Source organism: Aeromicrobium sp. EU05-FHT14F07 (genome assembly GCF_058790455.1).
The window spans coordinates 73,205-86,620 of sequence record NZ_JBYTCR010000005.1; the positions used below are offsets into that span (position 1 = coordinate 73,205).

The 13,416-nt window shown below is 71.3% G+C and carries 15 protein-coding genes; 13 read left to right on the forward strand and 2 right to left on the reverse strand.

Annotation, left to right across the window (positions count from 1 at the left end):
- Positions 1–3: 3 nt before the first annotated feature.
- The 3 genes from ffh to AC3WRM_RS06675 are packed head-to-tail and all read left to right on the forward strand — an operon-like array spanning position 4 to position 5,293.
- Positions 4–1,581: a signal recognition particle protein gene (ffh, locus tag AC3WRM_RS06665; protein ID WP_492247733.1), complete on the forward strand. Its 1,578-nt coding sequence runs from the start codon at positions 4–6 to the stop codon at positions 1,579–1,581.
- Between the two features lie 47 nt (positions 1,582–1,628).
- Positions 1,629–3,362, forward strand: coding sequence for an ABC transporter ATP-binding protein (locus tag AC3WRM_RS06670; RefSeq protein ID WP_492247734.1), 1,734 nt, complete (start codon positions 1,629–1,631; stop codon positions 3,360–3,362).
- Positions 3,359–5,293: an ABC transporter ATP-binding protein gene (locus AC3WRM_RS06675; RefSeq protein ID WP_492247735.1), complete on the forward strand. Its 1,935-nt coding sequence runs from the start codon at positions 3,359–3,361 to the stop codon at positions 5,291–5,293. Before AC3WRM_RS06670 ends, AC3WRM_RS06675 begins: the two co-directional genes overlap by 4 nt.
- 20 nt (positions 5,294–5,313) lie before the next feature.
- On the opposite strand, the gene AC3WRM_RS06680 is transcribed toward AC3WRM_RS06675, so the two are convergent.
- Positions 5,314–5,688, reverse strand: a complete 375-nt coding sequence (locus AC3WRM_RS06680) for an arsenate reductase family protein (protein ID WP_492247736.1) — start codon at positions 5,686–5,688, stop codon at positions 5,314–5,316.
- Between the two features lie 42 nt (positions 5,689–5,730).
- Between AC3WRM_RS06680 and AC3WRM_RS06685 the strand changes: the two genes are divergently transcribed.
- From AC3WRM_RS06685 to AC3WRM_RS06730, 10 genes are all read left to right on the forward strand, one after another.
- Complete coding sequence (locus tag AC3WRM_RS06685; protein WP_492247737.1) at positions 5,731–6,519, forward strand: crotonase/enoyl-CoA hydratase family protein; 789 nt, start codon at positions 5,731–5,733, stop codon at positions 6,517–6,519.
- Positions 6,520–6,700: 181 nt separating this feature from the next.
- Positions 6,701–7,153 (forward strand): 30S ribosomal protein S16, encoded by a 453-nt coding sequence (rpsP, locus tag AC3WRM_RS06690; protein WP_492247738.1) that lies wholly within the window; start codon positions 6,701–6,703, stop codon positions 7,151–7,153.
- A gap of 2 nt (positions 7,154–7,155) precedes the next feature.
- Positions 7,156–7,407 (forward strand): RNA-binding protein, encoded by a 252-nt coding sequence (locus AC3WRM_RS06695; protein ID WP_067856593.1) that lies wholly within the window; start codon positions 7,156–7,158, stop codon positions 7,405–7,407.
- A 9-nt stretch (positions 7,408–7,416) separates the two neighbouring features.
- A complete protein-coding gene (gene rimM / locus AC3WRM_RS06700; protein ID WP_492247739.1) occupies positions 7,417–7,971 on the forward strand; it encodes a ribosome maturation factor RimM in 555 nt (184 codons plus the stop codon).
- Between the two features lie 20 nt (positions 7,972–7,991).
- Entirely contained in the window at positions 7,992–8,693 is a 702-nt protein-coding gene (gene trmD / locus AC3WRM_RS06705) for a tRNA (guanosine(37)-N1)-methyltransferase TrmD (RefSeq protein WP_492247828.1), read from the forward strand.
- 156 nt (positions 8,694–8,849) lie between these two features.
- A complete protein-coding gene (locus tag AC3WRM_RS06710) occupies positions 8,850–10,142 on the forward strand; it encodes an ammonium transporter (RefSeq protein ID WP_253026973.1) in 1,293 nt (430 codons plus the stop codon).
- A gap of 332 nt (positions 10,143–10,474) precedes the next feature.
- Entirely contained in the window at positions 10,475–10,825 is a 351-nt protein-coding gene (gene rplS / locus AC3WRM_RS06715) for a 50S ribosomal protein L19 (protein ID WP_492247740.1), read from the forward strand.
- 53 nt (positions 10,826–10,878) lie between these two features.
- Positions 10,879–11,565, forward strand: coding sequence for a signal peptidase I (lepB, locus tag AC3WRM_RS06720; RefSeq protein WP_492247741.1), 687 nt, complete (start codon positions 10,879–10,881; stop codon positions 11,563–11,565).
- Between the two features lie 10 nt (positions 11,566–11,575).
- On the forward strand, positions 11,576–12,310 hold the full coding sequence (rnhB, locus tag AC3WRM_RS06725; protein ID WP_492247742.1) for a ribonuclease HII: 735 nt from the start codon (positions 11,576–11,578) through the stop codon (positions 12,308–12,310).
- Complete coding sequence (locus AC3WRM_RS06730) at positions 12,307–12,615, forward strand: DUF2469 domain-containing protein (protein ID WP_492247743.1); 309 nt, start codon at positions 12,307–12,309, stop codon at positions 12,613–12,615. Before rnhB ends, AC3WRM_RS06730 begins: the two co-directional genes overlap by 4 nt.
- 46 nt (positions 12,616–12,661) lie before the next feature.
- Here the strand turns inward: AC3WRM_RS06730 and AC3WRM_RS06735 are convergent, their stop codons facing one another.
- Positions 12,662–13,312, reverse strand: a complete 651-nt coding sequence (locus AC3WRM_RS06735; protein ID WP_492247744.1) for a TetR/AcrR family transcriptional regulator — start codon at positions 13,310–13,312, stop codon at positions 12,662–12,664.
- Between the last annotated feature and the right edge of the window lie 104 nt (positions 13,313–13,416).

Here is a 13,416-nt window from a genome sequence, read left to right on the forward strand (position 1 = left end):
CCCATGTTCGACTCCCTGCAAGACCGCCTCCAGTCCGCGTTCAAGAACCTGCGCGGCAAGGGACGGCTCAGCGAGGCCGACATCGACGCGACCGCGCGCGAGATCCGTCTCGCCCTGCTCGATGCCGACGTCGCCGTCCCGGTGGTCCGCGCGTTCACGGCGCGGGTCAAGGAGCGCGCGCTGGGCGTCGAGGTCTCCAAGGCGCTCAACCCGGCGCAGCAGGTCGTCAAGATCGTCAACGAGGAGCTCGTCACGATCCTGGGCGGCGAGACGCGCCGCATCCGGTTCGCGAAGAACCCCCCGACCGTCATCATGCTCGCCGGCCTCCAGGGCGCCGGCAAGACCACGCTCGCGGGCAAGCTCGGCCGTTGGCTCAAGGAGCAGGGCAACAGCCCGATGCTCGTGGCCTGCGACCTGCAGCGCCCCAACGCCGTCACCCAGCTGCAGGTCGTCGGTCAGCAGGCCGGTGTCACCGTGTTCGCGCCCGAGGCCGGCAACACCGGCGGCGGCGACGGCGGGGCCGCGGGCACGCTCTCGGTGGGCGACCCGGTCCAGGTGGCCCGCGACGCGATCGCCGAGGCCCGCCGCACCCTGCACGACGTCGTCGTGGTCGACACCGCCGGTCGCCTCGGCATCGACGCGGAGCTGATGCAGCAGGCGCGTGACATCCGCGACGCGGTGGACCCCGACGAGGTCCTGTTCGTCATCGACGCGATGATCGGCCAGGACGCCGTGCAGACGGCCGAGGCGTTCGCCGAGGGCGTCGACTTCACCGGCGTGGTGCTCACCAAGCTCGACGGCGACGCCCGGGGCGGTGCCGCCCTGTCGGTCCGCGAGGTGACCGGCCGGCCCATCATGTTCGCCTCGACGGGCGAGAAGCTCACCGACTTCGACGTCTTCCACCCCGACCGCATGGCGGGCCGGATCCTCGACATGGGCGACATGCTGTCGCTGATCGAGCAGGCCGAGAAGGTCTACGACGCCGAGCAGGCGGAGAAGGACGCCGAGCGCATGCTCGGCGGGACGTTCACGCTGCAGGACTTCCTGAAGCAGATGGAGACCCTGTCGAAGATGGGGTCGATGAGCAAGCTCATGGGCCTGCTGCCCGGCATGGGGCAGTTCAAGGACCAGATCGCGAACTTCGACGACCGCGAGCTCGACAAGGTCAAGGCGATCATCCTGTCGATGACGCCGAAGGAGCGTGACGACCCCAAGATCATCGACGGCTCCCGTCGTGCCCGGATCTCGAAGGGCTCCGGCACCTCGGTGCAGGACGTCAACCAGCTCGTCACCCGCTTCTTCGAGGCGCGCAAGATGATGCAGCAGATGGCCAAGGGCGGGGGCGTGCCCGGCATGGGTGGCGTGCCCGGGATGCCGGGCGTCGGCAAGCGCGCCGGTGCCCGCCAGAAGCCGCAGAACCAGAAGAAGAAGGGCAAGCGCGTGTCGGGCAACCCGGCCAAGCGGGCCCAGGCGACCCAGCAGAAGCCCGCCGCGAAGGACGGAGCCGAGGCGTTCGGCTTCGGCGGCCAGCAGGGCGCGCAGGACTTCGAGCTGCCGAAGGAGCTCAGGGACCTGCTCTGAGGCCCTCGTCCGGGGGACGGTTGCTCGGGGCAACGTAGTCTGGCGTCGTGCTGATCCCGCTGCTGCGCCGCCACCTGCGGCCCTACCGCGGACCGATCGCCGTGGTCGTGCTGTTCCAGCTGGCGCAGACGATCGCCAACCTCTACCTGCCGGGACTCAACGCCGAGATCATCGACGAGGGCGTCGTCGAGGGCGACGTCGGACGCATCTGGAGCACGGGCGCCGTGATGCTGCTCGTCACCGTCCTGCAGGTGGCGTGCACGGTCGTCGCCGTCTACGTGGGCGCGCGCGTGGCGATGGCGCTGGGCCGTGACCTGCGCGCGGGGGTGTTCGACGCCGTCGAGGGGTTCGCCGCCCGCGAGCTCGCCGAGTTCGGCGCGCCGACGCTGGTCACCCGTGCCACGAACGACGTGCAGCAGGTCCAGCTGCTCGTGTTCATGGCGCTGACGCTGCTCGTGTCCGCGCCGATCATGGCCATCGGGGGCGTGGCGATGGCGCTGCGCCAGGACGTCGAGCTGTCGGGACTGCTCGTCGTGGTGATCCCCGTCCTGGTGGTGGCGGTCGGCCTGATCATCCGCACCATGCGTCCGCTGTTCCGCCGGATGCAGGAGCGGATCGACGGCCTCAACGACGTCATGCGCGAGCAGATCCAGGGCATCCGGGTCGTGCGCGCGTTCGCGACCGAGGAGCGCGAGGCCGAGCGCTTCGGCCAGGCCAACCAGGCGTACGTCGACGTCGCGGTCGCGGCCGGGCGCGTGATGGCGCTGATGTTCCCGACGGTCATGCTCGTCATGAACGTGTCGGTCGTGGCCGCCACGTGGTTCGGCGGCTACCGCATCGCCTCGGGCGACCTGCAGGTCGGCACGTTGACTGCGTTCCAGAACTACCTCGTGCAGATCCTCATGGCCGTCATGATGGCGACCTTCATGCTCATGCTCTGGCCGCGTGCCGAGGTCTCCGCGGAGCGGATCACCGAGGTGCTCGAGACCGAGCCCAGCATCGTCGCCGCGCCCGACGCCGACGACACGCCCGTGGCCCGCGGCGAGCTGGAGGTGCGCGACGCCGCGTTCGCCTACCCGGGCGCCGAGCAGGACGTGCTGCACGGTGTCTCGCTGATCGCCCGCCCGGGGGAGACCACGGCCGTCGTCGGCTCGACCGGCAGCGGCAAGTCGACGCTGGTCAACCTCGTCCCGCGGCTCTTCGACGTCACCGCCGGGCAGGTGCTGCTCGACGGGCGGGACGTGCGCAGCATGACTCCCGAGACCGTCTGGGCGGCGATCGGGCTCGTGCCCCAGCGGGCCTTCCTCTTCTCCGGCACGGTCGCGTCCAACCTGCGCTACGGCCGGCCCGACGCGACCGACGCCGAGCTGTGGGCGGCGCTCGACGTGGCCCAGGCGCGCGACGTCGTCGAGGCGCTGCCCGAGGGGCTCCAGGCGCCCGTCTCGCAGGGCGGCACCAACTTCTCGGGCGGCCAGCGCCAGCGGCTCGCGATCGCGCGCGCCCTGGTGAAGCGTCCGCTGGTCTACCTCTTCGACGACTCCTTCTCCGCCCTCGACTACGCCACCGACGCGGCGTTGCGCGCGGCGCTGCGGCCCCTGACGCGCGACGCCGCCGTCGTGACCGTCGCGCAGCGGGTCTCGACCATCCGCGACGCCGACCGGATCGTCGTCCTCGACGCGGGTACGGTCGTCGGCACGGGCACGCACGGCGAGCTCATGGACACCTGCGCGGTCTACCGCGAGATCGTCCTGTCCCAGCTCAGCGAGGCGGAGGCACGATGAGCGGCGGACCCCGGGGGCCGATGGCGGCCGGTGCGATGGCGCCGCAGCGGGCCGCCGACTTCCGTGGCACCGCACGACGCATCCTGCGACGTCTGCTGCAGGACCGTGCGACCGTCACGGCGATCGCCGCGCTGGGCGTCATCGGCACGACCCTGTCGGTGCTGGGCCCGCGCATCCTCGGGCACGCGACCGACCTCGTCTTCAGCGGCTACCTGTCCACGCAGCTGCCGGCAGGCGCGAGCCAGGCCGAGGTCGTGGAGCGGCTGCGTGCCGACGGGCAGGACCGGCTCGCGGACGTGCTGCTGGGCGCCGACGTGCGCCCCGGGCAGGGCATCGACTTCACGCAGCTCGGCTGGGTCCTGGCGGGCGCGATCGTGCTCTACGTCCTCGCGTCGGGCTTCATGTGGTGGCAGGGCCGGCTCACGACGGCGGTCGTGCAGCGGATGGTCGGAGGTCTGCGCGACGACGTGGAGGCCACGCTGCACCGGCTGCCGCTCTCCTTCGTCGACGGCACGGAGCGCGGGGAGCTGATGTCGCGCACCACCAACGACATCGACAACATCGGCCAGTCGCTCCAGCAGACCATCAGCCAGCTGCTGACCTCGCTGCTCACGGTCGTCGGCACGCTCGTCATGATGTTCTGGATCTCGCCGCTGCTGGCCCTCGTGGCCCTGGGCACCATCCCGCTCGCGGTCTGGCTGACCCAGGCGGTCATGCGGCGCTCGCAGCCGCAGTTCGTCGCCCAGTGGGCCGCGACCGGGCGGGTCAACGGCCACGTGGAGGAGGTGTTCACGGGCCACGAGGTGGTCAAGGTCTTCGGGCGTCAGCGCGACGTCCGGAAGGAGTTCGAGCGCCGCAACGACGCGCTGTTCACGTCGGCCTTCCGCGCCCAGTTCATCTCGGGCGTCATCCAGCCGCTCATGATGTTCGTCTCCAACCTCAACTACGTGCTGGTCGCCGTGATCGGCGCGGTCCGCGTCTCGACCGGCAGCCTGACCATCGGCGACGTCCAGGCGTTCATCCAGTACTCGCGCCAGTTCACGCAGCCGCTCACGCAGATCGCGTCGATGGTCAACCTGCTGCAGTCCGGCATGGCGTCGGCCGAGCGGGTGCTCGCCCTGCTCGACACCGAGCCGGAGCGTCCCGACGTGGGGCCCGACGGTGCGGCGCCGCTCGTGCCGGCGCAGCCCGTGCAGGGCCGCGTGGTCCTGGAGGACGTGGCGTTCTCCTACACCGACGCGCCGCTCATCGAGGGACTCGACCTCGTCGCCGAGCCGGGCGCGACCGTGGCGATCGTCGGACCCACGGGCGCGGGCAAGACGACGCTCGTCAACCTGCTGCTGCGCTTCTACGAGCTCGACGCCGGACGCATCACGCTCGACGGCGTCGACGTCGCCACGATGGACCGCCGGGCGCTGCGACGGTGCTTCGGCGTGGTGCTGCAGGACGCCTGGCTGTTCAAGGGCACGATCCGCGAGAACATCGCCTACGGCCGGGTGGGCGAGGTCGACGACGCCGCCGTGGTGCGGGCCGCGGAGGCCGCGTCGGTCGACCACCTCGTCCGCACGCTGCCCGAGGGCTACGACACCGTCGTCGAGGAGGGCGGGGGGAGCCTCAGCGCCGGCCAGCGCCAGCTGCTCACGATCGCCCGCGCCTTCCACGCCGACCCGCCCGTCCTCGTGCTCGACGAGGCGACGAGCTCGGTGGACACCCGCACCGAGGCGCTCGTGCAGGAGGCCATGGGCCGGCTGCGTCGCGACCGGACGTCGTTCGTGGTCGCCCACCGGCTGTCGACGATCCGCGAGGCCGACACCATCGTGGTGATGGAGTCCGGCCGCATCGTCGAGCAGGGCGACCACGAGGCGCTCCTGGCGGCGGGCGGTGCCTATGCGCGGCTCTACGCGGCGCAGTTCGCCGGCACCGCCACCTGAGCTGCAAGCGGGGGAGCGGGTCAGCCCTCGCGCAGGAAGGCGTCGGCGCGGTCCTTCGGGCGGCCGATGATCGCCCGTCCAGATCCGTCCAGCCCGCCGCGCACCAGCACGGGACGCTGGAGCAGGCGCGGGTGCTCGACGAGGAGGTCGGCGACCTGCTCGGGCGTCGTGTAGTCGGCGGCGTCGAGGCCCTGCTCGCGGAAGAACGCGTCCTTGCGCACGAGGTCGGTTGGGTCGTCCTCGAGCCTCTCCAGGAGCGCGAGCAGCGCAGCACGGTCGAGCGGCTGCTTCAGGTAGCGCACCTCCTCGACCTCGACGCCTGCCCGCGCGGCGGAGTCGAGGGCGTGGCGCGAGGTGGAGCAGCCGGGGTGGTGCAGGACGGTGACGTCGGCCATGAGGTCAGGGTAGCCACGCCGGCGGACGGCTAGCGTGGGCCCGTGAGCGATCCCGTCCGCTACGACGTCGACGACGCCGTCTGCACCATCACCCTGGACCGACCCGACGTCCGCAACGCCGTGGACGGTCCCACCGCCGCCGCGCTCCTGGCCGCCTTCGAGCGCTTCGAGGCCGACGACGACGTCGCCGTCGCCGTGCTGCACGGCGAGGGAGGGACCTTCTGCGCGGGCGCCGACCTGTCGGCCGTGGGCGACTCCGAGCGCGGCCACGTCCTCGAGCCCGACGGCCACGGTCCGATGGGCCCGACCCGCATGGCGCTGAGCAAGCCCGTCGTCGCGGCCATCGAGGGCCACGCCGTCGCCGGGGGCCTGGAGCTCGCGCTGCTCGCCGACCTGCGCGTCGCGGCCGAGGACGCCGTGCTCGGGGTGTTCTGCCGCCGGTGGGGCGTGCCGCTCATCGACGGCGGCACGGTGCGGCTCCCGCGCGTCGTCGGGCACGGCCGGGCGATGGACCTCGTCCTCACCGGCCGTGCCGTCGCAGCCGACGAGGCGCTGCAGATGGGCCTCGTGAACCGGGTGGTCGCGCCCGGCCGCGCGCTCGCCGTGGCGCACGAGCTGGCCGAGCAGCTCGCCGCGTTCCCGCAGGCATGCCTCCGGGCCGACCGTGCGTCGGTGCTGGGCCAGTGGGACCTGCCGCTCGCGGACGCGCTGCGCGCCGAGGGCGCCGGCGGCCTGCCCGTCGTCGCCGCGGAGGCCGTGGCGGGTGCTGCGCGGTTCGTGGCGGGCGCGGGGCGGCACGGCCGCTTCGACGACGGCGGCCCGGACCGGTGAGCAGGACACGTGAGGCGATGTGGTCCTGACGGACGTCGTCTGGCAGAATGTCGCCTTGTGTCCGCCGCGGACGGGACCCTCTCACCCCGACCGCTGGGCCCACCAGCTTCGTGACCGAGTCGTGACCCCACCCGGCTCGCCACGTCACCACACCACAGAGACCTGAGGAGACACCACACCCGTGGCCGTCAAGATTCGCCTGAAGCGGATGGGCAAGATCCGCACCCCGTTCTACCGCATCGTCGTCGCCGACTCGCGCACCAAGCGCGACGGTCGTGTGATCGAGGAGATCGGCACGTACAACCCGAAGACCGAGCCGTCGACGATCCACGTCGTCTCCGAGCGCGCCCAGTACTGGCTCGGCGTCGGCGCCCAGCCCACCGAGGCCGTGGCCGCGCTCCTGAAGATCACCGGCGACATCGGTGGCACCAGCACCCTCAAGCAGCCCGAGCCGAAGGCCGACAAGGCCGCGCTGTTCGACGCCGCGCTGAAGGATCTGCACTCCGAGCCCAAGACCGACGCGACCACCAAGAAGAAGGCCGCGAAGAAGGCCGACGAGGCGCCCGCCGAGGAGCCGAAGGTCGAGGAGACCGCTGCCGAGGCGCCCGCCGAGGCCGAGAGCACCGAGTCCTGATCGTGGCCGGTCGCACGCAGGAGGTCATCGAGCACCTCGTGTCGGCCATCGTCGACCACCCCGACGAGGTCGACGTGCGCGCCGCGTCGACCCGTCGGGGCGACCTCTTCGAGGTGCGGGTCAACCCCGCCGACCTCGGCAAGGTGATCGGTCGCTCCGGTCGTACCGCGTCGGCGATCCGCACCGTCACCGGAGCGATCGCCGGCACCAAGGGTGCCCGCATCGACTTCGTGGACGTCGACCGCCAGCGCTGAGGACCTGACGTGCGCGTCGTCGTCGGCCGCATCGGCCGGGCCCACGGCATCAAGGGCGAGCTCGCCGTCCAGGTCCGCACCGACGAGCCCGAGCGTCGCTTCGCCCCTGGCACGACCCTCGTCGCCGGCGACCGCACCGTCGTCGTGGCAGCCGCCCGGAACCACTCCGGGCGGCTGCTGCTGCGTCTGGAGGGCGTCGACGACCGCACCGCGGCCGAGGCCCTCCACGGGCGCGTCCTGGAGGTCGACGTCGACCCCGACGACGTGCCCGACGAGGACGACGCGTACTACGACCACCAGCTCGTCGGCCTGCGCGTGCACGACCACGCGGGCACCGACGTCGGGGTGGTCGCCGACGTGCTGCACCTGCCCGAGCAGGACCTCCTGTCCCTCGACCTCGACGCCGGCCCGCGGGGCGTGCTCGTGCCGTTCGTGGTCGCGCTCGTCCCCGACGTCGACCTGGGTGCGGGCCACGTGACCCTCGCCGACGTGCCCGGTCTGCTCGACCCCGACGCCCAGGCCGTCGCCGAGCCCGACCGGGCCCCCGGCGGTGCCGACTCATGAGCGAGCCCGACGCCCCGACCCTGCGCATCGACGTCGTCTCCATCTTCCCGGCGTACCTCGACGCGCTCGACCTGTCCCTCGCCGGCCGGGCCCGCGAGAGGGGTCTGCTGCAGATCGCGACGCACGACCTGCGCGACTTCACCCACGACCGGCACCGCACCGTCGACGACACGCCCTACGGCGGCGGCGCCGGCATGGTCATGAAGCCCGAGCCGTGGGGCGAGGCCCTCGACGCGGTCGCCACCGACGACTGCGTGGTGGTCGTGCCCACGCCGTCCGGGACCCCGTTCCGGCAGTCCCTCGCGCACGACCTCAGCCGCGAGCGGCACCTGGTCTTCGCCTGCGGACGCTACGAGGGCATCGACCAGCGCGTGATCGACCACGCCCGCGAGCGCTGGCGCGTCGAGGAGGTCTCCCTCGGGGACTTCGTCCTCAACGGGGGAGAGGTCGCGGCGCTCGCCGTGATCGAGGCGGTCGTGCGCCTCGTCCCCGGCTTCATGGGCAACCCCGCGTCGCTCGCCGAGGAGTCGCACGGCGAGGACGGGCTCCTCGAGTACCCCGTGTACACCAAGCCGGCCACCTGGCGCGGCCACGCCGTGCCCGACGTCCTGCTGTCCGGCCACCACGGCGCCATCGCCGCCTGGCGGCACGAGCAGGCGCTCCAGCGCACCCGCGAGCGGCGTCCCGACCTGCTCGGTGATGCGTCCGAAACATCGAGTTAACAGTGGCCCTCCGGCCGTAACCCTCCTGTGATTCTCAGGCAAGCCTGAGAAAACCTCAGGTCGTGACACTGGCGGCGGATACACGCAGCAACGGAGCTGTGTGCCGCCCCTGCGGGACCTGCGCGGTCCTGTTCACTCCCAGGAGAGAGAAACTCGATGGATTTTCCCACGTACTGGCTGCTGATCGCGGCCGCTCTGGTGCTCTTCATGACGCCAGGCGTCGCCTTCTTCTACGGCGGACTCGTCAAGGCCAAGAGCGTCGTCTCGATGATGATGCTCAGCTTCGGCACGATCGGACTCGTCGGCGTCCTCTGGATGCTGTTCGGCTTCAACATGGCCTTCGTCGACGGCTCCAGCGCTGACTGGATCCCGCGTGTGCTCGGCAACCCGTTCTCGGACTTCGCCCTGAACGACGCCGCCAACGCCGCGTTCGGGGGTGACGGCGCAGCGAGCTTCGTGCTCGCCAACGCGGCCTTCGGGTCGACGTTCGCGATCATCACGGTCGCGCTGATCTCGGGCGCCATCGCCGACCGCGCCCGCTTCTTCCCGTGGCTGCTCTTCGCCGGCCTGTTCGCCGTCCTGGCCTACTTCCCGGTCGCCTCCTGGGTCTTCTCCTTCACCACCGACGACCAGGGCGTCCCGACCTTCACGGGCTGGATCGGCAACCTGGGCTCCGCGCTCGGCTTCGACACCGGCACGATCGACTACGCCGGTGGCACCGCGGTGCACATCAACGCCGGTGCGGCCGCCCTGGCCCTCGCGCTCGTCCTCGGCAAGCGCAAGGTCTTCAGCAAGGAGACGGCCGTCCCGCACAACGTGCCGCTCGTCCTCATCGGTGCCGCGGTCCTGTGGTTCGGCTGGTTCGGCTTCAACGCCGGCGCCACCCTCGCCACCGGCACCGCCGGCACCAACGGCTCCGCCGCGCTGATCATCGTCAACACGATCGTCTGCCCGGCCGCGGCTGCGCTCGGCTTCATCGTCATCGAGCACTTCCGCAACGGCAAGGCCACGGCCGTCGGCGCCGCCTCCGGTGTCGTCGCCGGTCTGGTCGCGATCACGCCGTCCTGCGCCAACCTGACGCCGTTCTGGTCCATCGTGCTCGGCCTCGTCGCCGGTGCCGTCTGTGCGGTCGCCATCGACCTCAAGTACAAGCTCGGCTTCGACGACTCGCTCGACGTGGTCGGCCTGCACCTGGTCGCCGGTGTGCTCGGCACGCTGTACCTGGGCTTCTTCGCCATCGACACGGGCCTGTTCACCGGCGGTGGCAACCTGGAGCAGTTCATCGTCCAGCTCATCCCCGCCGTCGCCGTGGCGCTCTACAGCTTCGTCGTCGCGTTCGTGATCGCCAAGATCATCGACGCCACGATCGGCTTCCGCGTCACCGAGGAGGAGGAGGTCGCCGGCATCGACAGCGTCCTCCACGGCAGCGAGGGCTACGCGCTCGACTGAGCCGTCGCCCACCCCAAGACCCCACGAGGGCACCTGCTCGGGCACGTGCCCTCGTGGCGTTCTGTGTTCTTTGCCGCCCACGGCCCGGCACCCCCGCCGGGCTCGTCGCCGCCCACGGCCCGGCACCCCCGCCGGGCTCGTCGCCGCCCACGGCCCGGCACCCCCGCCGGGGCGCCGATGCCGGTTTCGGGAACCCTCGACCCGTGTGGAATACTTGGCTGCTGGCGCATCGCGGGTCTGCCACAGGGGAGCCGCTGACCGACGCCGCACGACCCTTTCTCTTTCACCATCGTTTTCCGTGGGTGACCTGTGGCACCGGCGAGGAGTAGATCATGACCAACCTGGTCGACCAGGTCGCAGCCGAGTCCCGTCGCGACGACATCCCGGAGTTCCGCGCCGGTGACACCCTGAAGGTCCACGTCAAGGTCGTCGAGGGCAACCGCTCCCGCGTCCAGGTCTTCCAGGGCGTCTGCATCAAGCTGCAGGGATCGGGCATCGGCCGCACCTTCACGGTGCGCAAGGTCAGCTTCGGCGTCGGCGTCGAGCGCACCTTCCCGCTGCACACGCCCGTCATCGAGAAGATCGAGGTCGCGACCCGCGGCGACGTGCGTCGCGCGAAGCTCTACTACCTCCGCTCGCTGCGCGGCAAGGCCGCGAAGATCAAGGAGAAGCGCGAGGACTGAGGTCTCCCGCGTGCCCACCTGCCCGGCGTGGATCGTCCGTCTAGGCTCACGTCGTGAGTGAGACCACGAAGAAGCGCCAGCTCCCCGTCTGGCAGGAGTCGATCCTCCTCGTCGCCATCGCCATGGTGATGGCCGTGGTGGTCAAGGCCTTCTTCCTGCAGGCGTTCTACATCCCGTCGGAGTCGATGGAACCGACGATGCTCGTCAACGACAAGATCCTCGTCCAGAAGGTCTCCTACTGGACCGGCGATCCGCAGCGTGGCGACATCGTCGTGTTCGACGACCCTGGAGGATGGCTCGACGCCAGCGAGGACGCCAAGGCCAGCAACCCGATCCAGAAGGCGCTGGAGGTCGTCGGTCTCTTCCCGACCGGCGGCCACCTCATCAAGCGCGTCGTGGGCGTCGGCGGCGACCGCGTCGCCTGCTGCGACGAGCAGGGTCGGCTCACGGTCAACGGCAAGGGGATCGACGAGCCGTACCTGCGCGACCCGGCCGCCAACAGCGAGACCCGCTTCGACGTGATCGTCCCGAAGAACCACCTGTGGGTCGAGGGCGACAACCGCGGCAACTCCGCCGACTCGCGCGTCCACCAGGGCGACCCGGGCGGCGGCTTCATCCCGGTCGACGCCGTGGTCGGCAAGGCATGGGTGCGGGTCTGGCCGTGGAAGCGCATGGGCTTCATCCGCGGCACCGACGCGTTCGCCGAGGTGCCGGCCGACCCGCCCGCGAAGCGCGAGTGACCCAGCAGCAGTGACAGGACGTCCGACCCTCCGGTTCGAGCGCAGCCTCCTGCGCGAGCGCTGCACGGTGCTCGCCTGCGCCGACGAGGTCGGCCGCGGCGCGCTGAGCGGTCCGGTCAGCGTCGGCGTCGTCGCCGTCACCGAGCAGACCCGCACGGCTCCGCAGGGCGTGCGCGACAGCAAGCTGCTCTCGCCCGACGCCCGGGCGCGGCTCGCGCCACGCATCCGCCGCTGGGCCACCACCCACGGAGCGGGCTACGGCGTCGGTCACGCGTCGCCCGCGGAGATCGACGCGGTCGGCATCATGGCCGCCCTGCGGCTCGCCGCGCACCGCGCGCTCCTCGACCTCGACTCCACGCCCGACCTCGTCCTCCTCGACGGCAACCACGACTACCTGAGCGCGCCCGTGCAGCCGTCCCTCCTCGACGCGCCGGAGCTGGGCTTCCCGCCGGTCGTCACCGCGGTGAAGGCCGACCTGCGCTGCGCCGCGGTCGCGGCGGCGAGCATCCTGGCGAAGACGTCGCGCGACGCGCTCATGGTCGAGCTCGCGCAGGACCACCCGCAGTACGGCTGGCACGAGAACAAGGGCTACGCGTCGCCCGCGCACGTGGAGGCGCTGCGCCTGCACGGCCCCAGCGAGCACCACCGCCGCTCGTGGAGCCTGCCCGGCTGCGCGGTCCCGGCCGGTAGTGTTCCCGAGAGCGACGTGACGAGCACGATCGAGCAGGCCGTGGAGGGCAGATGAGCGCAGAGGACCTCGAGAAGTACGAGACCGAGGCCGAGCTCGCGCTCTACCGCGAGTACCGCGACGTCGTGAAGATCTTCAAGTACGTCGTGGAGACCGACCGCCGCTTCTACCTCTGCAACGCGGTCGACGTGAAGGTCCGTTCCGAGACCGGCGACGCCTACTTCGAGGTGTCCATGAACGACGCCTGGGTGTGGGACATCTACCGCCCCGCCCGCTTCGCGAAGAACGTCAAGGTGCTCACGTTCAAGGACGTCAACGTCGAGGAGCTCGCCGACTCCGACGTGAAGATCCCGCCGGCCTGAGCGTCCTCCTGGACGAGAGGCCCTCGAACGTCATCGGGCCGACGGCTCACGACGGACCGGTGCGGTGGGTGTCGTCGCGGATGTGGGTCCACCTGGCGTCAGGGGTGGGCTGGAGCACCGGCGCCTCGTCCTCGTCGAGGAGCTGCCCGGCACCGCGGAGGAAGGCTCGCAGGGTCCAGTCGACGACCTCCGCGTAGGGGCCGGGTGGTGGGGTGGTGCCCGCGGGATAGCGGTCCAGCGACGTGGCGTACAGGGTGGCGCTCAGCGTGAGGGTCCGGGAGCCGAGCAGGTACGCGACGTGTCGGGGCATGTCCGGGTCGCGTCGGGCGAGCTCGTCCAGGATGTGCTCGAACTGGTCGAGGGTGGTGCGCTCGTACGGTCCGCGGAGGACGTAGTCGTCGACGCCCGGGTGGGTGGTGACGAGTGCTGCGAAGCGACGACCGAGGGTCAGCAGGTAGTGCTGCCAGGTCGCCGCCTCCTCGGCCTCGAGGTCGAGTCGGGCGAAGATGCGCGCGGCGGTCAGCGAGTAGAGGCGGTGGGTGGACTCGACGTGGTGGCGGATCGTGCCGGCCGAGACCCCGAGCCGCTCGGCGACGGCAGCCCGGGTGAGGTTCGTCAGCCCCACGTCCTCGGCGGTGTCGAGGATCTTCTGCGTGGAGATGGTGGCGGGGCGTCCCGGTCCGCGTCGGGTCGGCATGCCCCGTACGGTACGGCGCCTGCCCCTGGACCGTGGTGGGGGTGACCCCTCCCACTCATTATTGCTTGCGTGGCAATAAAGGAGTTAGGGTCACCTTGTCTGCA

Bases quoted from the DNA above. Each gene is read 5' to 3' on its own strand.
- AC3WRM_RS06730 (WP_492247743.1), top strand. From the start codon at position 12,307: ATGAGCGCAGAGGACCTCGAGAAGTACGAGACCGAGGCCGAGCTCGCG.
- AC3WRM_RS06710 (WP_253026973.1), top strand. From the start codon at position 8,850: ATGGATTTTCCCACGTACTGGCTGCTGATCGCGGCCGCTCTGGTGCTC.
- AC3WRM_RS06680 (WP_492247736.1), bottom strand. From the start codon at position 5,688: ATGGCCGACGTCACCGTCCTGCACCACCCCGGCTGCTCCACCTCGCGC.
- rplS (WP_492247740.1), top strand. From the start codon at position 10,475: ATGACCAACCTGGTCGACCAGGTCGCAGCCGAGTCCCGTCGCGACGAC.
- ffh (WP_492247733.1), top strand. From the start codon at position 4: ATGTTCGACTCCCTGCAAGACCGCCTCCAGTCCGCGTTCAAGAACCTG.
- AC3WRM_RS06675 (WP_492247735.1), top strand. From the start codon at position 3,359: ATGAGCGGCGGACCCCGGGGGCCGATGGCGGCCGGTGCGATGGCGCCG.
- AC3WRM_RS06735 (WP_492247744.1), bottom strand. From the start codon at position 13,312: ATGCCGACCCGACGCGGACCGGGACGCCCCGCCACCATCTCCACGCAG.